The organism is Hydrogenophaga sp. GW823-FHT04C09, assembly GCF_058796355.1.
This window is the reverse complement of record NZ_JBXAIO010000008.1, coordinates 1-25,919: the sequence shown is the minus strand read 5'-3', so window position 1 is coordinate 25,919 and position 25,919 is coordinate 1. Positions and strand designations below refer to the sequence as shown.

Annotated in this window: 25 protein-coding genes; 11 read left to right on the top strand and 14 right to left on the bottom strand. The window is 68.3% G+C overall.

What is annotated here, in order from left to right:
- Positions 1 to 13: 13 nt before the first annotated feature.
- Positions 14 to 568, bottom strand: a complete 555-nt coding sequence (locus tag AC1Q9M_RS20255; protein WP_382322050.1) for a ferritin-like domain-containing protein — start codon at positions 566 to 568, stop codon at positions 14 to 16.
- Between the two features lie 234 nt (positions 569 to 802).
- On the opposite strand from AC1Q9M_RS20255, the gene AC1Q9M_RS20250 reads away from it, so the two are divergent.
- Complete coding sequence (locus tag AC1Q9M_RS20250) at positions 803 to 1,033, top strand: hypothetical protein (RefSeq protein ID WP_382322048.1); 231 nt, start codon at positions 803 to 805, stop codon at positions 1,031 to 1,033.
- A gap of 105 nt (positions 1,034 to 1,138) precedes the next feature.
- Here the strand turns inward: AC1Q9M_RS20250 and AC1Q9M_RS20245 are convergent, their stop codons facing one another.
- Both AC1Q9M_RS20245 and AC1Q9M_RS20240 read right to left on the bottom strand, forming a co-directional pair.
- Positions 1,139 to 2,044 (bottom strand): response regulator, encoded by a 906-nt coding sequence (locus AC1Q9M_RS20245; protein WP_382328182.1) that lies wholly within the window; start codon positions 2,042 to 2,044, stop codon positions 1,139 to 1,141.
- Positions 2,045 to 2,048: 4 nt separating this feature from the next.
- A complete protein-coding gene (locus AC1Q9M_RS20240) occupies positions 2,049 to 5,474 on the bottom strand; it encodes a hybrid sensor histidine kinase/response regulator (protein WP_492435432.1) in 3,426 nt (1,141 codons plus the stop codon).
- Between the two features lie 148 nt (positions 5,475 to 5,622).
- On the opposite strand from AC1Q9M_RS20240, the gene urtA reads away from it, so the two are divergent.
- The 8 genes from urtA (at position 5,623) to AC1Q9M_RS20200 (ending at position 12,890) form a co-directional block, all read left to right on the top strand.
- Positions 5,623 to 6,900: an urea ABC transporter substrate-binding protein gene (gene urtA / locus AC1Q9M_RS20235; RefSeq protein ID WP_444687514.1), complete on the top strand. Its 1,278-nt coding sequence runs from the start codon at positions 5,623 to 5,625 to the stop codon at positions 6,898 to 6,900.
- A 67-nt stretch (positions 6,901 to 6,967) separates the two neighbouring features.
- Complete coding sequence (urtB, locus tag AC1Q9M_RS20230; RefSeq protein ID WP_444687513.1) at positions 6,968 to 7,882, top strand: urea ABC transporter permease subunit UrtB; 915 nt, start codon at positions 6,968 to 6,970, stop codon at positions 7,880 to 7,882.
- Positions 7,883 to 7,906: 24 nt separating this feature from the next.
- A complete protein-coding gene (gene urtC / locus AC1Q9M_RS20225) occupies positions 7,907 to 9,106 on the top strand; it encodes an urea ABC transporter permease subunit UrtC (RefSeq protein WP_492435430.1) in 1,200 nt (399 codons plus the stop codon).
- A gap of 16 nt (positions 9,107 to 9,122) precedes the next feature.
- Positions 9,123 to 9,866: an urea ABC transporter ATP-binding protein UrtD gene (gene urtD, locus AC1Q9M_RS20220; protein WP_444687511.1), complete on the top strand. Its 744-nt coding sequence runs from the start codon at positions 9,123 to 9,125 to the stop codon at positions 9,864 to 9,866.
- 13 nt (positions 9,867 to 9,879) lie between these two features.
- A complete protein-coding gene (gene urtE, locus AC1Q9M_RS20215) occupies positions 9,880 to 10,569 on the top strand; it encodes an urea ABC transporter ATP-binding subunit UrtE (RefSeq protein WP_444687510.1) in 690 nt (229 codons plus the stop codon).
- A gap of 42 nt (positions 10,570 to 10,611) precedes the next feature.
- Complete coding sequence (fmdA, locus tag AC1Q9M_RS20210; RefSeq protein WP_382322038.1) at positions 10,612 to 11,838, top strand: formamidase; 1,227 nt, start codon at positions 10,612 to 10,614, stop codon at positions 11,836 to 11,838.
- A gap of 10 nt (positions 11,839 to 11,848) precedes the next feature.
- A complete protein-coding gene (locus AC1Q9M_RS20205; protein ID WP_382322036.1) occupies positions 11,849 to 12,190 on the top strand; it encodes an FmdB family zinc ribbon protein in 342 nt (113 codons plus the stop codon).
- A 451-nt stretch (positions 12,191 to 12,641) separates the two neighbouring features.
- Positions 12,642 to 12,890: a PsiF family protein gene (locus AC1Q9M_RS20200; RefSeq protein ID WP_291120365.1), complete on the top strand. Its 249-nt coding sequence runs from the start codon at positions 12,642 to 12,644 to the stop codon at positions 12,888 to 12,890.
- Positions 12,891 to 12,911: 21 nt separating this feature from the next.
- On the opposite strand, the gene AC1Q9M_RS20195 is transcribed toward AC1Q9M_RS20200, so the two are convergent.
- A complete protein-coding gene (locus tag AC1Q9M_RS20195) occupies positions 12,912 to 13,517 on the bottom strand; it encodes a hypothetical protein (RefSeq protein ID WP_382322034.1) in 606 nt (201 codons plus the stop codon).
- Positions 13,518 to 13,616: 99 nt separating this feature from the next.
- On the opposite strand from AC1Q9M_RS20195, the gene AC1Q9M_RS20190 reads away from it, so the two are divergent.
- Positions 13,617 to 13,841, top strand: a complete 225-nt coding sequence (locus AC1Q9M_RS20190; protein WP_382153949.1) for a hypothetical protein — start codon at positions 13,617 to 13,619, stop codon at positions 13,839 to 13,841.
- 28 nt (positions 13,842 to 13,869) lie between these two features.
- Here AC1Q9M_RS20190 and AC1Q9M_RS20185 read toward each other — a convergent pair whose 3' ends face one another.
- The 8 genes from AC1Q9M_RS20185 to AC1Q9M_RS20150 all read right to left on the bottom strand — a co-directional run bounded on the left by AC1Q9M_RS20185 (position 13,870) and on the right by AC1Q9M_RS20150 (position 22,897).
- Entirely contained in the window at positions 13,870 to 14,187 is a 318-nt protein-coding gene (locus AC1Q9M_RS20185; RefSeq protein WP_382322033.1) for a c-type cytochrome, read from the bottom strand.
- A 131-nt stretch (positions 14,188 to 14,318) separates the two neighbouring features.
- Positions 14,319 to 15,593 (bottom strand): PQQ-dependent sugar dehydrogenase, encoded by a 1,275-nt coding sequence (locus tag AC1Q9M_RS20180; RefSeq protein WP_444687508.1) that lies wholly within the window; start codon positions 15,591 to 15,593, stop codon positions 14,319 to 14,321.
- 131 nt (positions 15,594 to 15,724) lie between these two features.
- On the bottom strand, positions 15,725 to 16,120 hold the full coding sequence (locus AC1Q9M_RS20175; protein ID WP_382322031.1) for a RidA family protein: 396 nt from the start codon (positions 16,118 to 16,120) through the stop codon (positions 15,725 to 15,727).
- On the bottom strand, positions 16,117 to 17,781 hold the full coding sequence (locus tag AC1Q9M_RS20170) for a benzoate-CoA ligase family protein (RefSeq protein ID WP_492435426.1): 1,665 nt from the start codon (positions 17,779 to 17,781) through the stop codon (positions 16,117 to 16,119). Before AC1Q9M_RS20170 ends, AC1Q9M_RS20175 begins: the two co-directional genes overlap by 4 nt.
- Positions 17,782 to 17,903: 122 nt before the next feature.
- Positions 17,904 to 19,016 carry an acyl-CoA dehydrogenase family protein gene (locus tag AC1Q9M_RS20165; protein WP_492435697.1) on the bottom strand — a complete coding sequence of 371 codons (1,113 nt, stop codon included), beginning with the start codon at positions 19,014 to 19,016 and terminating at the stop codon, positions 17,904 to 17,906.
- A gap of 85 nt (positions 19,017 to 19,101) precedes the next feature.
- The gene (locus AC1Q9M_RS20160) at positions 19,102 to 19,959 is read right to left on the bottom strand and encodes an enoyl-CoA hydratase family protein (RefSeq protein WP_492435425.1); all 858 of its coding nucleotides are present in this window, start codon (positions 19,957 to 19,959) and stop codon (positions 19,102 to 19,104) included.
- Positions 19,956 to 20,456 carry a MarR family winged helix-turn-helix transcriptional regulator gene (locus tag AC1Q9M_RS20155; RefSeq protein ID WP_382322030.1) on the bottom strand — a complete coding sequence of 167 codons (501 nt, stop codon included), beginning with the start codon at positions 20,454 to 20,456 and terminating at the stop codon, positions 19,956 to 19,958. Before AC1Q9M_RS20155 ends, AC1Q9M_RS20160 begins: the two co-directional genes overlap by 4 nt.
- Positions 20,453 to 22,897, bottom strand: a complete 2,445-nt coding sequence (locus AC1Q9M_RS20150; protein WP_444687506.1) for a bifunctional salicylyl-CoA 5-hydroxylase/oxidoreductase — start codon at positions 22,895 to 22,897, stop codon at positions 20,453 to 20,455. Before AC1Q9M_RS20150 ends, AC1Q9M_RS20155 begins: the two co-directional genes overlap by 4 nt.
- 183 nt (positions 22,898 to 23,080) lie before the next feature.
- Here AC1Q9M_RS20150 and AC1Q9M_RS20145 point away from each other — a divergent pair, with 183 nt between their 5' ends.
- Positions 23,081 to 23,410, top strand: coding sequence for a DUF1840 domain-containing protein (locus AC1Q9M_RS20145; protein ID WP_382322027.1), 330 nt, complete (start codon positions 23,081 to 23,083; stop codon positions 23,408 to 23,410).
- A gap of 158 nt (positions 23,411 to 23,568) precedes the next feature.
- On the opposite strand, the gene AC1Q9M_RS20140 is transcribed toward AC1Q9M_RS20145, so the two are convergent.
- Together AC1Q9M_RS20140 and AC1Q9M_RS20135 are read right to left on the bottom strand one after the other, a co-directional pair.
- On the bottom strand, positions 23,569 to 24,585 hold the full coding sequence (locus tag AC1Q9M_RS20140; RefSeq protein ID WP_382322026.1) for a Bug family tripartite tricarboxylate transporter substrate binding protein: 1,017 nt from the start codon (positions 24,583 to 24,585) through the stop codon (positions 23,569 to 23,571).
- A gap of 83 nt (positions 24,586 to 24,668) precedes the next feature.
- Positions 24,669 to 25,655 (bottom strand): tripartite tricarboxylate transporter substrate-binding protein, encoded by a 987-nt coding sequence (locus tag AC1Q9M_RS20135; RefSeq protein ID WP_382322024.1) that lies wholly within the window; start codon positions 25,653 to 25,655, stop codon positions 24,669 to 24,671.
- Between the last annotated feature and the right edge of the window lie 264 nt (positions 25,656 to 25,919).

The window sequence follows — 25,919 nt, the reverse complement described above, 5'->3', positions numbered from 1 at the left end:
GCCTCGTGGTGGATCAGAGGGCGCGGGGCTTGTCCGGCACCTGCGTCAGCAGATCGGCCAGTTCGTCCGCGTGTTCCTCTTCCACCTCGAGGATGGACTCGAACAGCCGGCGGGTGGTGGGGTCGTCCGCACCGACGAACTCGATCGCGTGGCGGTAGCTGTCGATGGCGATGCGCTCGGCCACCAGGTTCTCCCGGATCATGTCGCCCAGCGTGGCGCCTTCGACGTACTCGGCGTGGCTGCGCTTCGTCAGGGTGTCGGGCGAGAAGTCGGGCTCGCCGCCGAGCTGCACGATGCGCTCGGCCAGCTGGTCGGCATGGCCCTGTTCCTCGTTCGAATGGACCAGGAACTCGGCCGCGGTGGCTTGCGAGTGGATGCCGCTGGCCATGAAGTGGTGGCGCCGGTAGCGCAGCACGCACACCAGTTCGGTGGCCAGTGCCTCGTTGAGCAGGTCGATGACTTCCTGGCGGTTGGCGCTGTAGCCGGCGGTCACGGCGCCCTCTTCGATGTGCTGGCGCGCGGACTGGCGCAGTTCGGTGATGTCGAGGGGTTTCAGGGGCTGGTTCATGGTGTTCTCGGGTGGGGCGGAAGGGGTTTTCTGCAGGCGGCATCTGGGCCGCCTCCAGCATGGATCGCCGGCCCGGCCGCGTCGGTGCTTTGGCGCACAGACCTGGCGTCTCGACCGCGTGTGCCTGCGGACGGTCTCCTTTCTGCGCCGTTGCGTGCCGCGTCGGGCTACCCGGCGCATGTCCAAGCTCATCAACGATGTGCTGGACTTCACCCGAGGGCGGCTGGGTCCGGCATGGGCATCCACATCGAACCCGTGGCCCACATCGAGTCCGCGCTTCGGGACGTGGTGGCGGAATTGCGGGATGCGCACCCGGCGTCCACCGTCGTCGAGCGGTACCACCTGTCCGGGTCCGTGGCGTGCGATGTCGGGCGTGTCCAGCAACTGCTGTCGAATCTGTTAGCAACGCGATCGTGCACGGCGGTGAGCCGTCGTCCGTCGAGGTCGCTGCAAACCTGGACCTGAACTGGTTCGAGATTTCGGAGCTCGTCGAAAGAGGCGGGCACCTGTTTCACGGCCAGGCTTCCAGCGATGCGGGAGGTCACGGCGATCGCGTGACCCTGGCAAGGCTCAATCCTGCGGCAGCAGCTTGCCCGCGATCGCCGCCGCCGCCGAGCGCGTCTCCACGCCGAGCTTCTCGAAAACGTGCTCCAGGTGCTTGTTCACCGTGCGGTGGCTCATGCCCAGGATGTCGGCGATGTCGCGGTTGGTCTTGCCCTTGGCCAGCCACGACAGCACCTCGGTCTCGCGCGGCGTGAGCGCGATGTCGCGCAGGCGCTGCGCGGCGTCGCTGTCGGGCGGCGTGAGCGTGAGCAGCAGCATGGCTTCGCCCAGGTTGCCCTGGCCCATGTGGCGCGCCAGCAGGCGGCCGTGGCGGCCGAGGTCGCGCGTCGTCTCGCGCTGGTTCAGCGAGGCGCCCAGCCATTCGCGCGCGCGCTGGCCGGCGGCGGCGTCCTGGCCGAAGGCCAGCGCCAGCCAGGCCGTGGCCTGGGGCGAGCGCCAGGCCAGGCGGCCCTGCGTGTCCAGCACCACCGTGCCCATGCCGGCCACGTCCACCGCTTCCTGCGCCAGGCGGGTCACGCGCGCGTTGCGCACGTGGGTGGCCAGGCGCGCCATCACCTCGGGAATGCGCAGCGGCTTGACCACGTAGTCCACCCCGCCGCTGGCGAAGCCGCGCAGGATCTGCTCGCTTTCGGACAGACCGGTCATGAAGACGATGGGCACGTGCGACCAGGCCGGCGTGGCCTTGAGCCGTTCGCACAGCGTGAAACCGTCCATGCCGGGCATCACCGCGTCGAGCAGCACGCCGTCGGGCACGGCGACCTCGAAGCGCTCCAGGGCTTCGTCGGCGTCGCGCGCGGCGAGCACCACGTAGCCCTCGGCGACCAGCGCGTCGCCCAGCATGCGAAGGGTGTCCACGGCGTCGTCCACCACCAGGATCACGGGGGGCGTGACCGACGGCGGCACAGGGGCCATGGGGTCAGGTGTCGATGTCATCTTCCGTCAGCTCCGCGGTGTCTCTGAGGTACTCGATCAGGGTCTGGAAATCGAAGCGGTCCGCGCAGGACTGCAGCAGCGCCAGCGTGGCGGCGTGCGCGGGTTCGGCGGTCTGGGCCTGCCACAGTCGCTGGCGCAGCGCGGCGGCCTGCCCCTGGCGGGCCAGGCGCTGCAGCTCCTCGCGCAGGTCTTCGGGCAGCGGCAGGCCGGTGACGCGGTGGCGCACGAAGCTCACCGGCGGGGTGGCCGGCGCCTGCTCGGTCACCCACTCCAGTGCCAGCGCGTGCTGGAGCGCGTCGAGCAGTTCCGACTCCATCATGGGCTTGGCGACGAAGCCCTGGCAGTCCAGCGCGGTCAGCTGCTCGGGCCGGTTGTCGAACAGGTTGGCCGAGACGAACACGATGGGCAGGCGGGAGGCGGGCAGCAGCTGGCGCACGGCGGCGGCGGTCTGCCAGCCATCGAGCCCGTCCATGGTGAGGTCCAGCAGCAGGCCGTGGGGCGCGTGCTGTTCGATGATCTCCAGGCATTCCTGGCCGCTCGCGGCCTCGCGCACCACGAAGCCCAGCGGCACCAGGATGCTGGCGAGCAGCTGGCGGTGCAGCGGCTGGTCGTCCACCACCAGCAGGGTGCGGCGCTCGCCGAGGTAGCCGGTGACCGCGCGCAGCGTGGAGGGGATGGGCAGCGGGTGTTTCGGGTCCGAGGGGATGGGCGGCAGGTACAGGCGCAGCGAGAAGGTGCTGCCGTGGCCCGGGCGGCTTTTGAGCAGCAGCTCGCCGCCCATCATGTCGGTGAGCAGGTGCGTGATGGTCAGGCCCAGGCCGGTGCCGGTGTCCGCCGCGCGCCGCCCGGCGCTGCCGCGCTCGAAGGGCAGGAAGATGCGCTTCTGGTCCTGCGCGGCGATGCCGATGCCGGTGTCGATCACGTCGATGCGCGCCACCTGCTGGCGAAAGTCCAGCCGCAGCGTGACCTCGCCCTGGTCGGTGAAGCGCACCGCGTTGCTCAGCAGGTTGATCAGGATCTGGCGCAGGCGCTTGGCGTCGGCCCGCACCCAGGCCGGCAGCTCGCCTTCCTGCTGCACCACGAAGCGCAGGCCCTTGGCCTCGGCCTGCGGGCGCACCATGCGCTCCACGTCTTCCAGCAGCTGGCCCAGCGGCAGCGGCACCGGGTCGAGCTTGAGGCGGCCGGCCTCGATGCGCGCGAGGTCCAGCGAACCGTCGATCAGCGCGTGCATGTGCTGGCCGCTGCGCTGCATGGTGGCGATGGTCTCGCGCACCCAGACCGAGATCTCGTTGTTCTTCAGCAGGATCTGCGCATAGCCCAGGATGCTGGTGAGCGGCGTGCGCAGCTCGTGCGTCATGCCGGCCACGTAGCGCGTCTTGGCCTGGCTGGCGGTCTCGGCGCGGTCGCGCGCGGACTGCAGCTCGGCATCGGTGCGCTGGTGGGCGTCGATCTCCCGCATCAGCAGCTGCGTCTGCCGCTCGGACTCGTCCTGCGCCATGCGCCGGCTGTCGGTGGTCAGCACCACCCACCACGAACACACCGCCGCCAGCAGCACCAGGAAGGCGTAGATCTTGAGCAAGGGCGATTGCAGGGCCTCGGCCGGCGCGTGCAGGCTCTCCTGCAGGTAGACCATGCCGATCAGGAAGGCCATGACCGCGCTCAGCGACAACCAGACCGCGAGGAACTGGCCGGCGCGGAAGTTGACCCGCACCATCGCGCCCTGCGGCAGCACGGCGGCGAGCGCGGCGCGCACCTGATCGATGGCGCGCGAGTTGGTCTTGCAGCGGTCGTGGCAGCGCGACTCGAGCGAGCAGCACAGCGAGCAGATGGGCGCCTGGTAGGCCGGGCAGCTGGCCATGTCTTCCGACTCGAACTGGTTCTCGCACACCGAGCAGCGCACCGCCTCGCCGGGCGCCCAGCCGCCCGAGGGCGTGCGCGCCAGGTAGTACCTGCCCTGGGTGGCCCAGGCGATCAGGGGCGAGAGCAGCAGCGCCAGGCCGAGCGCGATGAAGGGCGAGAAGGCCGCCGCGACTTCGCCCATCACGCCCGCGTAGGCCAGGCTCGCCACCAGCGCCGCGATGATCATGGAACCCATGCCCACCGGGTTGAAGTCGTACAGGTAGGCGCGCCGGAACTCGATGCCCTTGGGGCTCAGGCCCAGGGGCTTGTTGATGATGAGGTCGGCCACCAGCGCGCCGACCCAGGCGATCGCCACGTTGCTGTAGACGCCCAACACCTTCTCGATGCCGGCGAACACGCCCAGCAGCATCAGCAGCGTGGCGATGCAGACGTTGAACACCAGCCAGACCACGCGGCCGGGGTGGCTGTGCGTGACGCGCGCGAAGAAGTTGGACCAGGCCAGCGAGCCGGCGTAGGCGTTCGTCACGTTGATCTTGATCTGCGCCAGGATCACGAACACCACCGTCATCGCCACCGCCAGCCCGGGGTGGCCCACGGCCTCGGTGAAGCCGGCCAGGAACATCTGCGTGGGCTCGGTGGTGCGCTCGGGGTTCACCTCGAACTGCATGGCGGCGAACGCGAGGAAGGCGCCGCCCACCATCTTGAGCATGCCCATGACGATCCAGCCCGGGCCCGGGATCAGCACCGCGGCCCACCAGCGCCAGCGGTTCTCGCGCTTGCGCTCGGGCATGAAGCGCAGGAAATCCACCTGCTCGCCGATCTGCACCACCAGCGAGAAGATGACGGCCGCCGCCGCGCCGAACATCAGCGGGTGGAACTCGCTGCTGCCCGAGCGGATGCCGGTGAGGCTGGTGAAGTCGCGGTACAGCTGGGGTTGCGAGAGCCCGATCCACACGAAGGGCAGCACCAGCAGGAACAGGTAGAGCGGCTGCGTCCAGGCCTGCAGCTTGGAGATGAGGGTGATGCCCCGGATGACCAGCGGAATGATCACCACCGCCGAGATCAGGTAACACCAGGCCAGCGGCCAGTCGGTCGCCATCTGCAGGGCCAGCGCCATGATCACCGCCTCGATGGCGAAGAAGATGAAGGTGAACACCGCGTAGATCAGCGAGGTGATGGTCGAGCCCAGGTAGCCGAAGCCGGCGCCCCGGGTGAGCAGGTCCATGTCCAGCCCGTAGCGCGCGGCGCAGTAGGCGATGGGCAGGCTGGTGAAGAAGATCACCAGCCCCACCACCAGGATGGCCCACATGGCGTTGGCGAAGCCGTAGTTCACCGCGATCGCGCCGCCGATGGCCTCCAGCGCCAGGAAGGACAGCGAGCCGAAGGCGGTGTTCGCCACCCGCCACTCGCTCCATTTGCGGAAGCTGCGCGGCGTGTAGCGCAGGGCGTAGTCCTCCATGGTCTCGTCGGCCACCCACGAGTTGTATTCCCGGCGGAACCGGAAGATTTTCTGCGTGGCGACGGGGTGGGCGGGCTCGGGCGAGGGCATGCCCGGGACGCTAGCAAGAACCGGCCCTACCCACCAGACGGGGCCTCTACGTTATTTGACGTATGGGCCGGATCAAGGGCTTTCCCTAGTCTTCACCCCAGTCGGCACACCGCCGGTTCCACCGCCCCAAACGTCCCAGGAGTCCTCCATGAAGCACCCTTCCGATCCGAATGCCCAGCCGTCCGAATGTCTCGAAACCCCGGAAGCCAGCCGCCGCCGCGTGCTGCAGATGCTGGGCGTCGCCGGCCTGGCCGGCCTGCCGGCCTGGAGCTTCGGCCAGCCCACGGCCTCGGTGAACACCACCAAGCTGGCCGTGACCGACACCGAAGTCACCGTGGGCCAGCTGCATTCGTCCACCGGCACCATGGCGATCTCGGAAACGGGCTCCATCCAGGCCGAGCAGCTCGCCATCGACGAGATCAACGCCATGGGCGGCATCCTGGGCCGCAAGATCAAGGTGATCAAGGAAGACGGCGCCTCCGACTGGCCGACCTTCGCTGAAAAGTCCAAGAAGCTGCTGATCAACGACCGCTGCGCCGCCGTGTTCGGCTGCTGGACCTCGGCCTCGCGCAAGGCAGTGCTGCCGGTGTTCGAGAAGGAAAACGGCCTGCTGTACTACCCCACCTTCTACGAAGGCCTGGAGCAGTCCAAGAACGTGATCTACACCGGCCAGGAAGCCACGCAGCAGATCCTCTACAGCCTGGACTGGGCGCAGAAGGAGAAGAAGGCCAAGACCTTCTTCCTGATCGGCTCCGACTACATCTGGCCGCGCACCTCGATGAAGATCGCGCGCAAGCACATCGAGAACTTCCAGAAGGGCAAGGTCGTCGGCGAGGAGTACTACCCGCTGGGCAGCACCAACTTCGGCTCGCTGATGAACAAGATCAAGCTGCAGAAGCCCGACTGCATCTTCTGCGCGGTGGTGGGTGGCTCCAACGTGGCCTTCTACAAGGCGCTCAAGGCCGCCGGCATCACCGGCGACAAGCAGCTGCTGGTCACGCTCTCGGTGACCGAGGACGAAATGACCGGCGTGGGCGGCGAGAACTTCGCCGGCTTCTACTCGTCGATGAAATACTTCCAGACGCTGGACAACGCGAACAACAAGAAGTTCGTGGCCGCCTTCAAGGCCAAGTACGGCAAGGACGCGGTGATCGGCGACGTGACCCAGGCAGGTTACCTCGGCCCCTGGCTGTGGAAGGCCGCGGTCGAGAAGGCCAAGAGCTTCGACGTGGACAAGGTGGTGGCCGCCTCGCGCACCGGCATCGAGCTCACCACGGCGCCCGAGGGCTACGTGAAGCTCGACCCGAACCACCACCTGTGGAGCAAGTCGCGCATCGCCATGGGCATGCCGGACGCGACCTTCAAGGTGGTGGCGGAGTCACCCGAACTGATCAAACCCGATCCGTTCCCCAAAGGCTACCAGTGAGCTGACCCACCCTGCCGCGGCGCACCCACGCCGCGGCCGCCTCCCTTCTTGCCCTGGAGTCTTCAACATGAGTTTCAACGACCTGCTCAACATCGGCCTGATGCAGGGCTTCGCCGGCCTGAGCCTGTTCGCGGTGCTGCTGCTCATGGGCCTGGGCCTGGCCATCATCTTCGGGCAGATGGGCGTGATCAACATGGCGCATGGCGAGTTCATGACCATCGGCGCCTACACCGTCTTCCTGGGCTCGACGCTGGCCAATGCGATCAGCCCCGGCGCGGTGGCGGCGTACTTTCCGTTCGCCATCGTGGCCGCCTTCTTCTTCGCCTTCATCGCGGGCTGGCTGGTGGAGTGGGCGCTGATCCGCCACCTGTACAAGCGCCCGCTGGACACGCTGCTGGCCACCTGGGGCATCAGCCTGGCGCTGCAGCAGTGCTTCCGCACCTTCATCGGCCCCAAGGAAGTGAGCCCCACGCTGCCCGACTGGCTGCTGGGCTCCTGGGCACCGGCCGAAGGGCTGGACATCCCCATCAACGGCATGTTCGTGCTGGCCCTGGCCATCGTGGTCACCGCCGGCGTGCTGGTCGCGCTGCACAAGAGCCGCTGGGGCCTGCGGGTGCGCGCCACGGTGAGCAACCGCGTGATGGCCAACGCCATCGGCATCGACACCAGGAAGACCGACCGACTGACCTTCGCCATCGGCTGCGGCATCGCCGGCGTGGCCGGCGCGGCCTTCACCACCATCGGCTCCACCGGCCCGACCTCGGGTTCGCTCTACATCGTCGACGCCTTCCTGGTTGTCACTTTCGGCGGCGCGGCCAGCCTGCTGGGCACCGTGGTCTCGGCCTTCGGCATCGCCCAGACGCAGTCGATCACCGAGTTCTTCATGGCCGGCTCCATGGCCAAGATGCTCACGCTGTCGCTGATCGTCGTGATCCTGATGCTGCGGCCTCAGGGTCTGTTCGCATCCAAGGTGCGTCGTTGATTTCTTTGTCTCCCGGAGTCCGTCATGAACGCCCTGAAAGCCTGGATCACCCGCTACCAGCTCGCCAGCCTGGTCTTGCTCACCGTGCTGCTCGCGGTGGTGCTGCCGCTCAGCCTCGACATCTTCCGCCTCAACCTGGTCGGCAAGTACCTCACCTACGCCTTCGTGGCCATCGGCCTGGTGATGCTGTGGGGCTATGGTGGCGTGCTCAGCCTGGGGCAGGGCGTGTTCTTCGGCCTCGGCGGCTACGCCATGGCGATGTTCCTCAAGCTGGAGGCCTCCGACCCTGAGGCCACCAAGATCCAGTCCACCCCCGGCATCCCGGACTTCATGGACTGGAACCAGCTCACCGAGCTGCCCTCGTTCTGGGTGCCGTTCAAGAGCTTTCCGTTCGCGCTGGCCGCCGTCATCGTGGTGCCCACGCTGCTGGCCTGGCTCGTCAGCTTCGCCATGTTCAAGCGTCGCGTGGGCGGGGTGTACTTCGCCATCATCACGCAGGCCGTGGCGCTGATCCTCACGGTGCTCATCATCGGCCAGCAGGGCTACACCGGCGGCGTCAACGGCATGACCGACCTCAAGACCCTGCTGGGCTGGGACACGCGCACCGACAGCGCCAAATACATCCTGTACTACGTCTGCGTGGGCCTGCTGGTGCTGTCCATCGTGGTCTGCCGCTGGATCCAGACCAGCAAGCTCGGCACCCTGCTGCTGGCCATGCGCGACAAGGAAGACCGCGTGCGCTTCTCGGGCTACGACGTGGCCGACTTCCGCATCTTCGTGTTCTGCCTGGCGGCCGCGCTGTCGGGCATCGGTGGCGCGCTGTTCACGCTGCAGGTGGGCTTCATGTCGCCCAGCTTCGTGGGCATCGTGCCCTCGATCGAGATGGTGATCTACGCCGCCGTGGGCGGGCGCATGAGCCTGGTGGGCGCGGTGTACGGCGCGCTGCTGGTCAACGCCGGCAAGACCTTCTTCTCGGAAAGCTTCCCCGACCTCTGGCTGTTCCTGATGGCGGGCCTTTTCATCGGCGTGACCATGGCCTTCCCCATGGGCCTGGCCGGCTTGTGGGAAAGCAGGATCGTGCCGTGGTGGAAGTCGCGCCAGGCCGCGCTGCGCGAGGCCTCGGCCGCGCGGCCCCAGCCGCCTTCGCCGCCCCCTCATGCACCGATGGCCAAACCCAAGGCCGAGGTGAAGTTGCCCGACGGCACCCGAAGCCAAGGCGTCTGAGCCCACGGAGAACCTCATGAGCAACACCGACTTCGCCCTCTCCGTGGAAGACCTGACGGTTTCCTTCGACGGCTTCAAGGCCATCGACGCCCTCACGCTCTACGTCGACAAGAACGAGCTGCGCGTGATCATCGGCCCCAACGGCGCGGGCAAGACCACGCTGCTGGACCTGATCTGCGGCAAGACCAAGGCCAGCGCGGGCAGCATCAAGTTCAAGAACGAGGAAATCATCAAAGTGCCCGAGCACAAGCGGGTGCGCAAGGGCATCGGGCGCAAGTTCCAGACGCCGTCGATCTACGAGAACCTCTCGGTGTTCCAGAACCTGGAGGTGTCCTTTCCCTCGGGGCGTTCGGTCTGGGGGGCGCTGGCCTTCACCGCCACCGAGGAGATCCAGGCCCGCGTGAAGGCGGTGGCCGAGGACATCGGCCTGGGCGACAAGCTGGAGACCGAAGCCGGCCTGCTCTCGCACGGGCAGAAGCAGTGGCTGGAGATCGGCATGCTGCTGATGCAGGAGCCCGAGCTGCTGATGCTGGACGAACCCATCGCCGGCATGAGCGCGCGCGAGCGCGACCTGACCGCCGAGCTGCTGCAGCGCATCTGCCAGAACCGCGCCGTGATCGTGATCGAGCACGACATGGACTTCGTCAAGAAGATCGCGCACAAGGTCACCGTCATGCACCAGGGAAAGATCCTGGCCGAAGGCCCGATGGACCAGGTGCAGGCCGACCCCAAGGTCATCGACGTGTACCTCGGCCACTGAAGGAGTCACCACCATGCTGAAAGTCAAGGACCTCGTCGTCGCCTATGGCCAGAGCCAGGCGCTGCACGGCATCTCGTTCGAAGGCCGCGAGAACGAAACCGTGGCCATCATGGGCCGCAACGGCATGGGCAAGACCACGCTGTTCAAGAGCCTGATCGGCGTGCTGCCGGTCAAGAGCGGCCACATCTCGGTGGCCGGCCAGGAGGTCTCGCAGCTGGAGAGCTTCCAGCGCGTGGCCAAGGGCATCGCCTACGTGCCGCAGGGCCGCATGATCTTCCCCACGCTCACGGTGGAAGAGAACATCCAGACCGGCCTGGAGAACGCCAAGGACAAGACCATCCCCGAAGAGATCTACGCGCTGTTCCCGGTGCTGTGGGACATGCGCCGGCGCAAGGGCGGCAACCTCTCGGGCGGCCAGCAGCAGCAGCTGGCGATCGCGCGCGCGCTCGTCACCGACCCCAAGGTGCTGCTGCTCGACGAGCCCACCGAAGGCATCCAGCCGTCCATCATCAAGGACATCGCCAAGGCGCTCAACGAGATCCGCAAGATGCGCAAGATCACCATCGTGGTCTCCGAGCAGGTGCTCTCGTTCGCCATGGACGTGGCCGACCGCCTGTTCGTCATCGAGGGCGGCCGCCTGGTGCACGAGACCGACCGCGCCGACACCGACCAGCAGCGCATCAAGTCCTACCTCTCCGTCTGATTCCCCCCTTTCCCTTTCCCGTCCACCCCAGGAGCACAAGCCATGCCCGAGACCCTCATCAAAGTCGATCTGAACGCCCCCGCACCGTCCAACGAAATGGTGCACAACCGCTGGCACCCGGACATCCCGATGGCCTGCTGGGTCAACCCGGGCGACGACTTCGTGCTCGAGACCTACGACTGGACCGGCGGCTTCATCCAGAACAACGACAGCGCCGACGACGTGCGCGACATCGACCTCACCACGGTGCACTACCTCAGTGGCCCGGTGGGCGTGAAGGGCGCCAAGCCCGGCGATCTGCTGGTGGTCGAGCTACTCGACATCGGCGCCAAGGACGACAGCCTGTGGGGCTTCAACGGCTTCTTCAGCAAGAAGAACGGCGGCGGCTTCCTCACCGAGCATTTCCCGCAGGCGCAGAAATCGATCTGGGACTTCCACGGCATGTTCACCACCTCGCGCCACGTGCCGGGCGTGAAGTACGCCGGCCTGATCCACCCGGGGTTGATCGGCTGCCTGCCCGACCCCAAGATGCTGGAGACCTGGAACACGCGCGAGCAGGCGCTGATCGACTCCGACCCGGCCACCAGCGGCCTGGCCAACCCGCCTTTCGCCGGCACGGCGCACATGGGCAAGCTCACGGGCGAAGCCAAGGCCAAGGCGGCGGCCACCGGCGCGCGCACCGTGCCGCCGCGCGAACACGGCGGCAACTGCGACATCAAGGACCTCTCGCGCGGCTCCAAGGTGTTCTTCCCGGTCTACGTGGACGGCGCGGGCCTCTCGGTGGGCGACCTGCACTTCAGCCAGGGCGACGGCGAGATCACCTTCTGCGGCGCCATCGAGATGGCCGGCTGGGTGCACATGAAGGTGTCCATCATCAAGGACGGCATGGCCAAGTACGGCATCAAGAACCCGATCTTCAAGCCCAGCCCGATCACGCCGACCTACAACGACTACGTGATCTTCGAGGGCATCAGCGTGGACGAGAGCGGCAAGCAGTACTACCTGGACGTGAACGTGGCCTACCGCCAGGCCTGCCTGAACGCCATCGAGTACCTGAAGAAGTTCGGCTACTCGGGCGCGCAGGCCTACTCCATCCTGGGCACGGCGCCGGTGCAGGGCCACATCAGCGGCGTGGTGGACGTGCCCAACGCCTGCGCCACGCTGTGGCTGCCGACGCAGATCTTCGACTTCGACATCAACCCGAACGCGAGCGGCCCGATCAAGCACCTCGACGGCTCGGTGGTGATGCCGCTGTCGCCGGACCTCTGAGGCCCTCGCCATGCCGACCTACGACTACGACTGCCCGTCCTGCGGGGGCTTCGATGCGTTCCGCTCCTTGAGCGAGCGCAACGAGCCCGCCGCCTGCCCGGACTGCGGCACCGCTTCGGCACGCGTCTTCGTGAGCGCGCCGCGGCTGGCGCTCATGGACGGGGGCACGCGCACCGCCATCGGCATCAACGAGCGCGCGCGCCACGAACCCAAGACCTCGCGCGACTACCAGCGCCTCAAGCACCCGGCGAGCTGCGGCTGTTGCAGCTCGGGCCGCAGCAAGGCGACGGTGACGGCGCCGAACGGCGCGAAGGCCTTTCCGAGCAAGCGCCCCTGGATGATTTCCCATTGAGACCCCCTTCCTTCGTGGGCCGGCGCTGGTTCGTCGGCGGGTCGACGTTGTTTTTTTGCGTTGCACCGGTCATCGGCGCCCAGGGGGAGCGGCTCCGCTCATGTCCCCCGGTCTGGGCTTCGCCCAGCCCTCCTCCTTTACTTCGCTGCGCCGCTCCCCCTGGGCGCCGATGACCTCATTGGCACTCGGTCCGTTGGCGATCCAGCATCCCTTCTGGCGCATGGGCCTCAGGCGTTCTGCGCAGCGGGGTAAAGGAGGAGGCGGCACCAGCCGCCGGGGGACACCCGCGGAGCAGAGCGCCTGAGACCCATGCGCCTGCGAGGTAGTCGCTTGGATTCGCCAGCGTGAACCTGTCACCCTAAGGGTTTGTCGGGTGGTCTACCCCTGGGGGGTATTCTTGACAGCGTCACCGCCAGCGCCTTCAATGGGGCTTTCGTCCCTGGAGATGTTCATGCGCCTTGTTGTCCTGTGCTCTTTCGCCGTTGCCGCCCTGATGCCCATCGCGTCCTTTGCCGAGGGCCCGAGCTGCAACGCCGCCGCCGCCGAGAAGAAACTCGCCGGCGCGGCCAAGACCTCGTTCCTGAAGAAATGCACGCGCGACGCGGCGGCCAGCTGCGACATGGCGGCGGCCGAGAAGAAACTCGCGGGCGCCGCGAAGACCAGCTTCAACAAGAAATGCAACCGGGACGCCGTGGGCTGATGCCCCGGCCGCCGGCCGCGTTCAGAGGCTGGTGAGTTCGCCGTAGGCCCGCCGCGTGTAGGGGGAGACCGCCGCGAGCACCTGCCGGTACCCGGTCTTGTGGCTGCGCACCAGGCGCGTCGACGCGGTGCTGAACGAGCGGCAGAACCAGTGGCAGGTGTGCTGCATCAGGAACAGCTCGGCCAGGATGAGGTAGGCCTTGTCGCGCGGCGGCCGCTGGGCGTTGTTGTCGACCGCCTCGGTGATGGCGTACGCGTGGACCATGAAGGCCGCGCGCAGGTCGAACGTGGCGCGGTGACACCAGCGGTGCGCCCAGGGCAGGGCGAAGGGCAGCTTGCTCACGCGCGTGGCGGCCGCCTCGACATCGACGAAAAAGTGCACGAACCGGGTGAACTGCTTCGCGATGGAGCGCTCGGCCCCTTCCAGCACGCTCCAGATCTGTTCCCGGCGCTCGGGGTCTTGCTCCGCCAGGGCCCGCTCGTAGCCTTCGGCGAGTTTTTCCAGCATGACGTCGATCTGGTACGGGCCCAGGTGCTTGCGCAGCAGCTCGATGCGTTTTTTCTGGTCCAGTGAATTGAGAAAAGCGAGGCCGGCGAAAAAGGCCAGCACCAGGGTCAGAATTTCCATGGCCGAAACGGGGTGTTGGAGAGGCCGCCAGTGTAGAGTCCCCAAACGGCGGCGGGAATGCGAGAATGATTTCCCCGTGACGCCCGCCTTTTGCCCTCCATGCCCCACCACCTTCCCCTGATCATTGCCGCCGCTGCCGGGTGGGCCGCCTGCCTGACAGGCGTCGCCTGGGTCGTTTCCGCCTGGCTTGGCCGCGCGCTCTCCATCGCCGAGACGGTGCTGCTCGGCGGCATGTTGGGCGTGGTGGTGGCGGTGATCGTGCAGGCGCGCCTGCAGCGCCAGCGCCGCAAGCTCGACGACATGCGCGACTCCGCGCTCTGGTGACGCGCCCGCGCCCGCGGCCGCGCCGGCCTCAGGGCGCGTCCACCCGCACCTGCAAGGACGAGTACCAGAGCGCCAGGTTGTCGATCTCGGCGTCCGTCAGCGGTTTGGCGATCACCGACATCACCTCGTTCGCGCGTTTGCCGCTGCGGTAGTTCCGCAGCTGTTCCGTGAGGTAGAACAGCGGCTGGCCCGCGAGGTGGGGCACGTTGGGCTGCATCGACAGGCCCACCGGGCCGTGGCACACCGCGCACGCGGTGGCCGCGCGGGCCTTGCCCGCCTCGAGGTCGGCGGCAGTGGCGGCAGCGCCCGCGCCGCCCACGACCATGAGCAGAAGTGCGATCCGCACCGAGTGAAACAGCCTCAGCCAGAGGCAGCGAGGGTCCGGCTGCGCCGGCCCAAGCTGCCGTCCCCCCTCGAAGCGCCGAAGGCGCGCCACGGAGGGGGGAAGCCGCGTCAGCGGCGCAGGGGGGTGTGCCATCAATTCGAGTACGTCACGCGGTAGATCGCGCCGACGTAGTCGTCCGAGATCAGCAGCGAGCCGTCCTTCATCGGCGCCACGTCCACCGGCCGGCCCTTGTAGACCCCGTTGGCGTCCAGCCAGCCTTCGGCGAAGACCTCGGCCTTGCCGGCGGTGCCATCGGCATTGACCGGCACGTAGTTGATCAGCGCGCCCGTGGCCTTGGTGCGGTTCCAGGAACCGTGGGCCGCCACGAACATGCCGCCCCGGTACTTGGTGGGGAACATGCCGCCGTTGTAGAACGCCATGCCCAGCTGCGCCTGGTGGGCCGGGAACTCCACCTGCGGGAACACCGCGTTGGCCGGCTCCTTCATGTCCTTGAGGTCGGGCGCGGCGGCCGAGCCGGCCACCTTGAACTTGCCGTTCCAGTAGGGATAACCGAAATGCTGGCCGGCGGCGGTGGAGCGGTTGAGCTCGCCAGGCGGCACCTCGTCGCCCAGCCCGTCGGTCTGGTTGTCGGTCCACCACACCGTCTTGTCCTTGGGGTTGATGTCCATGCCCACCGAGTTGCGCACGCCGCGCGCGAACACCTCGCGGCCGGAGCCGTCGAAGGGGTTCAGGCGCACGATGCCGCCGATGCCGACCTGCTCGTACAGCGCCACCTTGCCCGCCGGCTGAACGTTGTGCGGCTGGCCGAGCGTGATGTAGAGCTTGCCGTCGTCGCTCACGCGGCACACGCGCGCGCCGTGGTTGAAGGACTCCTCTTCCTCCGGGATCAGCTTGCCCTGGCCCACCACCTCGATCACCGCCACGTCGGGGCCTTCGTAGAAGAACTCGGCGGCCGGGAAGTTGAGCACGCGGTTGTGCTCGACCACGACGAGGAAGCCGTCCTTGGTCCAGCACACGCCATTGGGCACCTTGAAGTTGAGCGAAGGCGCGAAGGGTTTGACCTCGTCGGCCGTGCCGTCGCCGTTGCGGTCGGTCACGGCCCACACGCGGGTCTTGCGCGTGCCCACGAACAGCATGTTGGTGCTGGGCGCCACCGCCATGTGGCGCGCGTCGGGCACCACCGCGTACAGCTCGATCTTGAACCCCGGGGGCAGCTTCACGGACCGCAGGTTGGCGCGGATCGCCTCGGCATTGCGACCTTCCTGGGGCACCGGCGGAATGTTCAGGTCGACGCCCGAGACCTTCATCTGCTTGAGCGTGGCGAGGTTGTCCTTGCCCGCCTGCGCCATCGCGCCCGTCGCCAACCCGCAGGCCAGCAATGCCATCCACAGTCGTGTGCTTTTCATGGGTCTCCTCCGAGGGGTGAATCCCGAAGGACCATCCTTCGGAACCGGCCATTCTGGAATCAAACCCGCGGCCGCACCCAGGAGTCCCCTGCGCTGTCGTTGTCTTGGTGCACTGCAGCGTGCACGCCGGCTCAGTCCGGCACCACCGCCGTGACTTCGATCTCCACCTTGGCGCGCGCTTCCATGAGCGCGCTCACCTCCACGCAGGTCATGGCCGGGAAGTGGCGGCCCATCACCTCGCGGTAGACCTCGCCGAGTTCGCGCAGGCGCGCGTTGTACTCCACCCGGTCGATCACGTACCAGGTCATGCGCACCATGTGCTGCGGCCCGGCCTCGGCGCAGGCGAGCACGTCGCGCACGTTGAGCAGGGTCTGGCGCGTCTGGGCGATGAAGTCGTCGCTCTCGAACACCTGGGCGGCGTTCCAGCCGATCTGGCCGCCCACGTAGACGTGGGTGCCGCGCGCGGCGATGCCGTTGGCGTAGCCCTTGGGTGCTGCCCAGCCGGGCGGTTGCAGGTGTTTCATCATGTCGGTTGGCTTCGATGTTGTTGGGCTTGCTGGCGCAGCGCGAAGCGCTGCAGCTTGCCGGTTTCGGTGCGCGGGAGCTGGTTCACGAAGACCACCTCGCGCGGGTATTTGTAGGGCGCCATGTTCTGTTTCACGTGCTCCTGCAGCGCCTTGACCTGCGCCGCGTCGGCGGCTTCGCCGGGTTTGAGCACCACATAGGCCAGCACGATCTGGCCGCGCTCCTCGTCGGCCTTGCCGACCACGCCGCACTCGGCCACCGCCGGGTGCTGCAGCAGCGCGGCCTCCACCTCGGGGCCGGCCACGTTGTAGCCGGCGGTGATGATCATGTCGTCGGTGCGCGCCTGGTAGAAGAAGTAGCCGTCGGCGTCCTGGCGGAAGGCGTCGCCGGGGAAGTTCCAGCCGTCGCGCACGTACTGGGTCTGGCGCGGTTCGTCCAGGTACTTGCAGCCGGTCGGGCCGATCACGGCGAGCTTGCCGACCTCGCCCACGGGCAGCGGCCGGCCTTCGTCGTCCACCACGCGCGCCTCGTAGCCCGGCACCACCTGGCCGATGGCGCCGCGACGCACCGCCTCGGGCGGGGAGGAGATGAAGATGTGGAACATCTCGGTGGCGCCGATGCCGTCGAGCATCTCCAGCCCGCTGGCTTCCTTCCAGAGCTGGCGCGTGGCATCGGGCAGGCCCTCGCCCGCGCTCACGCTGATGCGCAGGCGGCCGATGCCGTGCTGGCGCGCGAACGCGGCCATCTGGCGGTAGAAGGTGGGCGCGGTGTAGCAGATGGTGGCGCCCACGCGGCCGATGAGCTGCACCATGGCCTCGGGCGTGTAGGGGATGGACGGGAAGTAGACTGAGGCGCCGGCCCACATGGGGAAGACCAGCAGACCGCCCAGGCCGAAGGTGAAGGCCAGCGGCGGCGAGCCCATGACGATGTCGTCCGGCGTGGCGCGCAGCACGTGGCGCGGCCAGGTCTCGCAGGCGGCGAGCACGTCGCGGTGGGTGTGCACGGCGGCCTTGGGCGTGCCGGTGGTGCCCGAGGTGAAGGCCAGCAGCGCGATGTCGGTGGCGGCGGTGGGGCAGGGCGTGCCGTGTTCGCACTGGCGCCGCGCCAGGGCTTCAAGCGAGTGTGGCGCCTCCCCTTCGGCCGTGTTGAAGGTCAGCAGCTTCATGCCGGCCATGGCGGGATCGGCCGCGAGCGCCGCCTTGAGCTCGTCCTGCAGTTTCACGTCGCACAGCGCCACCGAGGGCTGGGCCTTGGTGAGGATGGCGCCGAGCTCCTTCGCGCGCAGCAGCGGCATGGTGGCCACCGCGATCAGGCCGGCCTGCACCGTGCCCAGCCAGGCCAGCGCCATGGCCACCGAGTTGCCGCCGCGCAGCAGCACGCGGTTGCCGGGCACCAGGCCCAGCTCCACCGTGAGCGCGTTGGCGATGCGGTTCACCTCGAGCTGCGCCTGCGCGTAGGTCAGCGTGCGCTCCTCGCTGCGGAACAGCGGGCGGTCGCCATGGCCCGCCGCGATGGCGCGCTGGAACAGCGCGTGCACGGCGTTGACCTGCGCGGGCAGTTGCAGCTCGGGCCGGTCGAAGCGCAGTTCCGGCCACTGCGCCGGCGGGGGCAGGCGGTCGTGCACGAAGTGGTCGGGCTGGGCGGACGGGATGGCAATTTTCATCATTCACTCATTCCAGTGACGTCGGCGCGAAGTGCCTTGAACCAGAAATGCCGCGGAACCGGCTTTGCCGGGCCGCAGGCATTGCCCCCTTGAGGGGGTCGCGCGAAGCGCGGCGGGGGTGCTCATTTCAATGCGGCCTTGCCAAGGATCAACAGTTGAACCTCGCTCGCACCCTCGTAGATGCGCAGCGAACGGATGTCGCGGTACAGGCTCTCGACCTTCTGGCCCACCTGCACGCCGCGCCCGCCGAACATCTGCAGCGCCATGTCGATCACGCGCTGCGCGTTTTCGGTGGCGGTGAGCTTGGCGGTGGCCGCGGCCGTGGTGTAGGCCGGCGTGCCCGCGCCCTGCGTGGCGCTGCAGTCGCGCTGCCAGGCGGCGCGGTAGGTGAGCACGGCGGCGGCGTCGATGAGCGCGCTCATCTCGCCGAGCCGGGCCTGCGTGAGCTGGAAGTCGGCCAGGGTCTGGCCGAACATCTTGCGCTGCTTCGCGTGCGCGACGCTTTCGGCGAAGGCGCGCCGCGCCATGCCCAGCGCGGCGGCGGCGACCGAGGCGCGGAAGATGTCCAGCGTCTGCATGGCGAGCTTGAAGCCGCCGTGCAGCGGGCCGACCATGGCGTCGGGGCCGACGGCGCAGCCGCTGAAGCGCAGCGTGGCCAGCGGGTGCGGGGCCATCACGTGGATGTGTTCGCTGCTGTCCAGGCCGGGTTGCCGGGCGTCGACGATGAAGGCGCTGATGCCGCGCGCGCCGGCCTCGGGGTCGGTCTTGGCGAAGACGACGTAGAAGTCGGCCAGGTCGCCGTTGCTGATCCAGGTCTTGCTGCCGTCGAGCGCCCAGCCGCCCGCCGCCTGCGTGGCGCGCGTGGCCATGGCGGCCACGTCGGAGCCGGCGTCGGGCTCGCTGAGCGCGAAGGCGGCGATCTTCTGGCCGCTGGCGACCGCGCTCAGGTAGCGCGCCTTCTGGGCCGGGGTGCCGGCGAGCGTGATGGCGCCGCTGCCCAGGCCCTGCATGGCGAAGGCGAAGTCGGCCAGCGGCGAGTGGAAGGCCAGGGTTTCGCGCAGGATCACCAGCGAGCGCGAGTCCAGCGAGGGCAGGGCGCCGCCGTGGGCCCCGGGCACGCAGTAGCGCAGCCAGCCGTCCTGGCCCAGGCGCGCCACCCAGTCGCGGCAGGCGGCGCGGTCGTCGGTTTCATCGACACCCTGCAGCGCGGCCCAGTCGGCCAGGCGCGGCGCCATCTCGCGGTGGTGGGCGTCGAAGAAAGGCAGTTCCCACTGCGCTTGGGGTGGGCGCAGGCCGTGCGGGTGTTCGAAGGCGACCACGTCAATCTCCTTCGAAGACCGGGCGCTGCTTGGCCGCGAAGGCCTCGTAGGCGCGGCGGAAGTCCTGCGTCTGCATGCAGATGGCCTGGGCCTGGGCCTCGGCCTCGATCGCCTGGTCCAGCGTCATGGCCCACTCCTGGTGCAGCATGGTCTTGGTCATGCCGTGCGCGAAGGTGGGGCCTTGCGCGAGTTGCGCGGCGAGCTTGTGCGCGGCGGGCAGCAGCGCGGCGCTGTCGTGCAGCGCGTTGAAGAAACCCCAGGCATGGCCTTCGGTGGCGCTCATGGCGCGGCCGGTGAACAGCAGCTCGCTGGCGCGGCCCTGGCCGATCATGCGCGGCAGCAGCGCGCAGGCGCCCATGTCGGCGCCCGCGAGGCCCACGCGGGTGAACAGGAAGGCGGTGTTCGTCAGCGGCGTGCCCAGGCGCAGGTCGGAGGCCAGCGCCATCATCGCGCCGGCACCGGCGCACACGCCGTCGATCGCGGCCACGATGGGCTGCGGGCAGGCGCGCATGGCGCTCACCAGCGCGCCGGTCATGCGCGTGAAGGCCAGCAGCTCGGGCATGCTCATCTTCGTGAGCGGGCCGATGATCTCGTGCACGTCGCCGCCCGAGCAGAAGTTGTCGCCCGCGCCGGTGAGCACCACGGCGCGCACGTCGGTGGCCTTCTGCAGGCCGAGGAACCAGTCGCGCAGCTCGGCGTAGGAGTCGAAGGTCAGCGGGTTCTTGCGCTCGGGCCGGTTGAGCGTGACGGTGGCCACGCCGTCGTCGCCCACGCGGAGCGCGAAGTGGGTGGGGGCGGGCGTGGCCTTGGGGCCGTACTGGCCGCGCATCGGGTTGTGGTCGGGGATGGGGTGTTTCATTCTTCGTCGATCCGCTGGTTGAGTTCGAGCTGGTGCTGTTTCACTTTGCCCAGCAGCTTGTGCAGGCTGTCCAGGTCGCGCGGGCTCAGGCCTTCGAAGGCTTCGACGATCCAGCTCTCGTGCTGCTGGGCCATCTCGACGAAGCTGGCGCGGCCGTGCGGCGTGAGGCGCACGCGGAAGGCGCGCCGGTCGCCGTCCACGCCCATGCGCTCCACCAGGCCTTCGTTGACGAGCTGGTCGGTGATGCCGGTGACGTTGCCGCCGGTGACCATGAGCCGGTGCGAGAGCTCCTTCATCTTCAGCCCGTCGGGGTGGCGTTCGAGCTGGGCCATGAGGTCGAAGCGCGGCAGCGTGGTGTCGAACTGCTCGCGCAGGCCGGCGCGCACGCGCTTCTCGATCAGTTGCGAGCAGGTCAGCAGCCGCAGCCACAGGCGCAGCTCGTGCGCGTGTTCGCTGTGGGCGCGGGCTTCGAGGTCGAGCGGTGAAGGAGGGGTCATGGTGTAGGGGCGTTGAGGGCTTGCTGGCGGGCGATCTCGCGGTAGAGCTGGTCGCGCCCGCTCTCGTAGGGGCGCGGCCATTCGATGGCGCGGGTCTGCAGCTTGGCGGCTTCGTGCAGCGTCCAGGCCGGGTCGGCCAGGTGCGGGCGCGCCACGGCGCAGAGGTCGGCGCGGCCGGCCGCGATGATGCTGTTGGCGTGGTCGGCTTCGGTGATCGCGCCCACCGCCATGGTGAGGATGCCGGCCTCGTTGCGCACGCGGTCGGCGAACGGCGTCTGGTACATGCGGCCGTACACCGGCTTGGCCGTGCGCGTGGTCTGGCCCGAGGACACGTCGATCAGGTCGCAGCCGGCGGCCTTGAAGAGGCGCGCGATCTCGACCGCGTCGTCGGGCGTGTTGCCGCCTGGCGCCCAGTCGTGCGCGGAGATGCGCACGCTGAACGGCTTGTCGGCCGGCCATGCCGCGCGCATGGCGGTGAACACCTCCAGCGGGTAGCGGCAGCGGTTGGCGAGCGAGCCGCCGTAGTCGTCGGTGCGCTGGTTGGTGAGGGGGGTGATGAAGCTGGACAGCAGGTAGCCGTGGGCCGCGTGCAGTTCCAACCAGTCGAAGCCGGCCTCGGCCGCGCGCTGGGTGGAAGCGACGAAGGCCGCCGTCATGGCGTCCATGTCGGCGCGCGTCATGGCGCGCGGCACCTGGTTCTGTTCGCCATACGGCACGGCGCTGGCCGAGAGCAGCGGCCAATTGCCGCTGGGCAGGGGCTCGTCGATCTGCTCCCAGCCGAGCTGGGTCGAGCCCTTGGCGCCGCTGTGGCCCAGTTGCAGGCCGATCTTGGCGCTGCTGTGGCCGTGCACGAAATCGACGATGCGTTTCAGGCCGGCCTGCTGCGCCTCGTTCCACAGGCCCGGGCAGCCGGGGGTGATGCGGCCTTCGGGCGTGGGGCTGGTCATCTCCACCATCACCAGCGCGGCGCCGCCCATGGCGCGAGCGCCCAGGTGCACCAGGTGGTAGTCGCCCACCACGCCGTCGACCGCGCTGTACTGCGCCATGGGCGAGACCACGATGCGGTTCTTCAGCGTGAGGCCGCGCACCGTGAGCGGCAGCAGCATGGGCGGCGTGGGGTGTTTCTTCACCGGCACGCCGGGTTGGGCCTGGGTCTGCAGCCAGGCCTCATAGCCTTCGAGCCATTTCGCGTCGCGCAGGCGCAGGTTCTCGTGGCTGATGCGCTGGCTGCGCGTGAGCAGCGAGTAGGCGAACTGCTCGACCTCCATGCCCGTGTAGCGGTCCACGTTCTCGAACCACTCGGTGGAGTTGCGCGCGGCGTTCTGGATCTTGAGCACCTCCACGCTGCGGCGCGCTTCGTAGCCCTGCAGCACCTCGGCCACGTCGGCATTCGCGTGGCGCGAGAACTCGTCGGCCAGGTCGATCGCGTCTTCCAGCGCGAGCTTGGTGCCGCTGCCGATGGAGAAATGCGCGGTGTGCGCGGCGTCGCCCATGAGCACGATGGGGGTCTTGCGGCCGCCGTGATCCGGCGCCGGGCCGCCCCAAGCCGGATCAGCCCCCTCGGGGGGCAGCGACCCGCGCAGCGGTGGAGCGTGGGGGCGAGCAATCTCTTGCCAGTGCACCCAGGTGTGGCAGATCACGCGCGGGAAGCGGATCCAGATCGCCGAGCCGCGCAGGTGCGAGGCGTTGCTGATGAGGGCGTGGCCGTCGAGGTAGGGGGCGAACAGCTTCTCGCAGAAGGCCACGCCGTCTTCCTGGCTCATCTGGTCGATGCCGTGCGCCTTCCAGACCTCCTCGGGCGTTTCCACGATGAAGGTGGAGGTCTCGCCGTCGAACTTGTAGGCGTGCGCCTGGAACCAGCCGTGTTCGGTCTGCACGAAGGCGAAGGTGAAGGCGTCGAAGGTCTTCTTGGTGCCGAGCCAGACGAAGCGGCATTGCCGGGTGTCGATGTCGGGCTGGAAGGTGTCGGCGTAGCGCGTGCGGATGCGGCTGTTGAGGCCGTCGCTGGCGATCACCAGGTCGGCCTCGTATTGCGCCGCGAGCGCCTGGTCGTCGGTCACGTCGGTCTCGAACACCAGGTTCACGCCCAGCGCCAGGCAACGCTCCTGCAGGATGTTGAGCAGCTTCTTGCGGCCGATGCCGCAGAAGCCGTGGCCGCCGGACCGCACGCGGCCGCCCTTGAAGAAGACCTCGATGTCGTCCCAGTGGTTGAAGGCTTCACCGATCAGCGCGGCCGATTCGGGGTCGGCCTCGCGCAGGTTGCCCAGGGTCTGGTCCGACAGCACCACGCCCCAGCCGAAGGTGTCGAACGGCCGGTTGCGCTCGACCACCGTGACGGTGAGCGAGGGGTCGCGCCGCTTCATGAGCAGAGCGAAGTACAGGCCCGCCGGGCCGCCACCGATGCACAGGATGCGCCGAAGCGCTGGAACGGATGTTTTCATGCCTAATTAGTTTAGGTTTAAAATATACAACTCCAATCGGGTAAACCCGTAGCCCATTCGGCTGCGGCGACGCCCCGGGCCATGCGTCCTACATCCGTCGGGACGTCCTTCCTACAAATCCCCTGGTTTTCCATGGCGTGTAGGTGCAAGAATGGCCTTACCTCACCACCCCCGGAGGCACTCATGTCTGTGTATCGATTCAAGTCCCGCGAAACGGGCGACCTCGTCATGCTGCAGCAGCACGGCCAACGCATGCTGGAGATCCTGGGCAAGCGTCTGTCGGGCCCGGGCATCATCCAGCCCGGCGAAATGGACGCGGCCGTGCAGAAGATCCGGGCCGCCGTGGCGGCGGACGACGCGGCCCGTCAGAAGCAGAAAGAGAAAGCGGAAGCGGAAGGCCAACACGACGACGCGCAGGTCGACCCGGTGAGCCTGCGCATGCGCGCCGCACCTTTCATCGAGATGCTGGAGCGCTGCGAGAAGGCGAACGTCGAGATCGTCTGGGGAGTGTGAGGAGAAACACCCCCCTGCGCCGCTGCGCGGCTTCCCCCCTCCGTGGCGCGCCTTCGGCGCTTCGAGGGGGACGGCATCTCGGGCCGGCGCAGCCGGACCCTTGATGCCTCTGGAGGGTGCACTTCTTTCGTTGCGGGCCGCGCCGCTGCGCGGGTTCTTCAGTCCACGCGGGCGCCGGAGGCCTTGACCACGGCGGCCCACTTGGTGGTCTCGGCGTCGATCAGGCGCGCGAATTCGGCCGGCGTGTTGCCGCTGGGGATGGCGCCCTGGGCCACCAGGCGCTCTTTCACCGCCGGCAGGTTCAGGGCCTTGGCGGTCTCCTGCTGCAGCCGGTTCACCACCTCGGTCGGCGTGCCGGTGGGCGCGAGCAGGCCGAACCACGAGCTGGCTTCGAACCCGGGCAGGTTGCCGGCCTCGGCCACCGTGGGCACGTCGGGCAGGGCCGATGAGCGCACCGCGCTGGTCACCGCGAAGGCCTTGAGGTTGCCGGCCTGGATGTGCGGCATCGCCGAGGGCAGGTTGTCGAACATCACGTCGATCGAGCCCGCCAGCAGATCGGTCAGCGCCGGTCCGGAGCCACGGTAGGGAATGTGCGTCATGAAGATGCCGGTGCGCGACTTGAACAGCTCGCCCGCCAGGTGGATGGAGGTGCCGTTGCCGCTGGAGGCCATGTTCAGCCGGCCGGGGTGTGCCTTGGCGTACTTCACGAAGTCGGCCACGCTGGTGATGCCCAGGGCCTGCGCCCGCTTGGTGCCCATCACCATCACGTTGGGCACGCCGGCCACCAGGGTGATGGGCGCGAAGTCCTTCTGCGGGTCGTAGGGCAGCTTGTCGTAGAGCGACTTGTTGATGCCGTGCGTGCCCACCGTGCCCATGAGCAGGGTGTAGCCGTCGCCCGGCGACTTGGCGACCACCTCGGCGCCGATGTTGCCGCCGGCACCGGCGCGGTTTTCCACCACGAAGGACTGCCCCAGGGTCTTGCTCAGCTCGGGCGCCAGCACACGGGCCAGGATGTCGGTGGTGCCACCGGGCGCGAACGGCACGACGATGCGCACCGGTTTGCTCGGCCAGGCGGCCTGCGCCCAGCCAAGGCCTGGCAGGCCCAGGGCGGCGGTGGCGGCGGCCAGGGTCCGCAGGTGGTGGCGGCGCGAGGCGGAAAACGGCTTGTCGTCCATGCGATGTCTCCTTGGGTGGCAAAAAGAAAAGCCGCCCGAGGGCGGCTTGCATGGAGCCGCCCTTTCGGGCGTGCGGCACGAAATCAGTCGGCGTACTGGCCGGCGCCGTCGATGGCGGCCTTGAGCTTGGCGATTTCGCTGGCCACGAAGGCCTTGTGGCCGGCCGGCGTGACGCGGTTGTCGGTCACCACGATGGCGCCCAGGTCGATCTGGCTCTTGATGAAGGCCGGGTCCTTCAGGGCCACCTGCAGGGCTTCGTTGAGCTTCTTGGTCACATCGGGCGGCGTGCCCTTGGGGGCGTACAGGCCGTGCCAGATGGTCAGGTTGAAGTCCTTGAGGCCCATTTCCTGCAGCGAGGGGTAGTCCTTGAGCAGCTTGTGGTTGTCCAGGCGCTTGGCGGTGGTGACCGCGAAGGCCTTCACGCGGCCGGCTTCGATCTGCGAGGTGGTGTTGGTGGTCTGGTCGCACATCACATCGACGTTGCCGCCGATGAGGTCGTTCATGGCCGGCGCGGTGCCGCCATAGGGGATGGTGGTCAGCGACTTGTCGAGCTTCATGGCGGACTGCCACATCAGGCCGCAGATGTGTGACGCGGAACCCAGGCCGGCGTGGGCCAGGTTGAGCTTGCCGCCGTTGGCGCGGATGTAGGCCTCGAAGTCGCGGTAGGTGTTGGCGTTGAGCTTGTTGCTGCCCAGCAGGGTCATGGGCACGTCGTTGATCGCGCCCAGGTACTCGAAGTCTTCGAGCGGCTTGAAGGTCTGCTTGCGGTACAGGCTGGTGGTGGCGGCCATGCCGATGTGCCAGACCAGCAGGGTGTAGCCGTCCGGCGCGGCCCGGGCCACCTTGGTGGCACCGATGGTGCCGCCGGCGCCGGCGGCGTTTTCCACCACGATGTTGGCGCCGCCCAGGGGCTTGCGCATGGCTTCGGCGAGACGGCGTGCCACCAGGTCCGTCGGGCCGCCCGCGGCGAAGGGCACCACGAAGGAGATGGGCTTGTTGGGGAAGCCCTGCGCGAAGGCGCCTGACGAAATGCTTGCAGCCAAGGCCGCCAGGGCGAGGATCTTCTTCATACGATGCTCCTTGAGAGGTTGATTACCGGGCGATCGTAGCCCCGCCATCCCTTGTCCGTATCGCGGAAATTACTTAGCTCCGGGCCGGGGAAAACCCTCGTTGGCGCACTTTTGGCGTCAGTTTGGCGTCAGTTCCGCGATGGTTGCGGGGCTTTTCCTACTGGTAGCTGCGCGCGTCCTCGATCACCTTGCCGTCGTTGGGCAGGGAGCCTGGCTGGACGAGCTCGACCTGGGCGCGCAGCTTGGTGACCTCGCGCACGGCGG

Excerpts from the sequence above, each read along its gene's own strand:
- AC1Q9M_RS20160 (WP_492435425.1), bottom strand. The coding sequence starts at position 19,959 with ATGAAACACCCCATCCCCGACCACAACCCGATGCGCGGCCAGTACGGC.
- AC1Q9M_RS20165 (WP_492435697.1), bottom strand. The coding sequence starts at position 19,016 with ATGGCGCCGCGCCTGGCCGACTGGGCCGCGCTGCAGGGTGTCGATGAA.
- AC1Q9M_RS20140 (WP_382322026.1), bottom strand. The coding sequence starts at position 24,585 with ATGGACGACAAGCCGTTTTCCGCCTCGCGCCGCCACCACCTGCGGACC.
- AC1Q9M_RS20205 (WP_382322036.1), top strand. The coding sequence starts at position 11,849 with ATGCCGACCTACGACTACGACTGCCCGTCCTGCGGGGGCTTCGATGCG.
- AC1Q9M_RS20150 (WP_444687506.1), bottom strand. The coding sequence starts at position 22,897 with ATGAAAACATCCGTTCCAGCGCTTCGGCGCATCCTGTGCATCGGTGGC.
- AC1Q9M_RS20190 (WP_382153949.1), top strand. The coding sequence starts at position 13,617 with ATGCCCCACCACCTTCCCCTGATCATTGCCGCCGCTGCCGGGTGGGCC.
- AC1Q9M_RS20170 (WP_492435426.1), bottom strand. The coding sequence starts at position 17,781 with ATGAAAATTGCCATCCCGTCCGCCCAGCCCGACCACTTCGTGCACGAC.
- AC1Q9M_RS20195 (WP_382322034.1), bottom strand. The coding sequence starts at position 13,517 with ATGGAAATTCTGACCCTGGTGCTGGCCTTTTTCGCCGGCCTCGCTTTT.
- AC1Q9M_RS20250 (WP_382322048.1), top strand. The coding sequence starts at position 803 with ATGGGCATCCACATCGAACCCGTGGCCCACATCGAGTCCGCGCTTCGG.
- AC1Q9M_RS20180 (WP_444687508.1), bottom strand. The coding sequence starts at position 15,593 with ATGAAAAGCACACGACTGTGGATGGCATTGCTGGCCTGCGGGTTGGCG.
- urtC (WP_492435430.1), top strand. The coding sequence starts at position 7,907 with ATGAACGCCCTGAAAGCCTGGATCACCCGCTACCAGCTCGCCAGCCTG.
- AC1Q9M_RS20240 (WP_492435432.1), bottom strand. The coding sequence starts at position 5,474 with ATGCCCTCGCCCGAGCCCGCCCACCCCGTCGCCACGCAGAAAATCTTC.
- AC1Q9M_RS20245 (WP_382328182.1), bottom strand. The coding sequence starts at position 2,044 with ATGGCCCCTGTGCCGCCGTCGGTCACGCCCCCCGTGATCCTGGTGGTG.
- AC1Q9M_RS20135 (WP_382322024.1), bottom strand. The coding sequence starts at position 25,655 with ATGAAGAAGATCCTCGCCCTGGCGGCCTTGGCTGCAAGCATTTCGTCA.
- AC1Q9M_RS20175 (WP_382322031.1), bottom strand. The coding sequence starts at position 16,120 with ATGATGAAACACCTGCAACCGCCCGGCTGGGCAGCACCCAAGGGCTAC.
- urtD (WP_444687511.1), top strand. The coding sequence starts at position 9,123 with ATGAGCAACACCGACTTCGCCCTCTCCGTGGAAGACCTGACGGTTTCC.
- urtA (WP_444687514.1), top strand. The coding sequence starts at position 5,623 with ATGAAGCACCCTTCCGATCCGAATGCCCAGCCGTCCGAATGTCTCGAA.
- urtE (WP_444687510.1), top strand. The coding sequence starts at position 9,880 with ATGCTGAAAGTCAAGGACCTCGTCGTCGCCTATGGCCAGAGCCAGGCG.
- AC1Q9M_RS20200 (WP_291120365.1), top strand. The coding sequence starts at position 12,642 with ATGCGCCTTGTTGTCCTGTGCTCTTTCGCCGTTGCCGCCCTGATGCCC.
- fmdA (WP_382322038.1), top strand. The coding sequence starts at position 10,612 with ATGCCCGAGACCCTCATCAAAGTCGATCTGAACGCCCCCGCACCGTCC.
- AC1Q9M_RS20255 (WP_382322050.1), bottom strand. The coding sequence starts at position 568 with ATGAACCAGCCCCTGAAACCCCTCGACATCACCGAACTGCGCCAGTCC.
- AC1Q9M_RS20155 (WP_382322030.1), bottom strand. The coding sequence starts at position 20,456 with ATGACCCCTCCTTCACCGCTCGACCTCGAAGCCCGCGCCCACAGCGAA.
- AC1Q9M_RS20145 (WP_382322027.1), top strand. The coding sequence starts at position 23,081 with ATGTCTGTGTATCGATTCAAGTCCCGCGAAACGGGCGACCTCGTCATG.
- urtB (WP_444687513.1), top strand. The coding sequence starts at position 6,968 with ATGAGTTTCAACGACCTGCTCAACATCGGCCTGATGCAGGGCTTCGCC.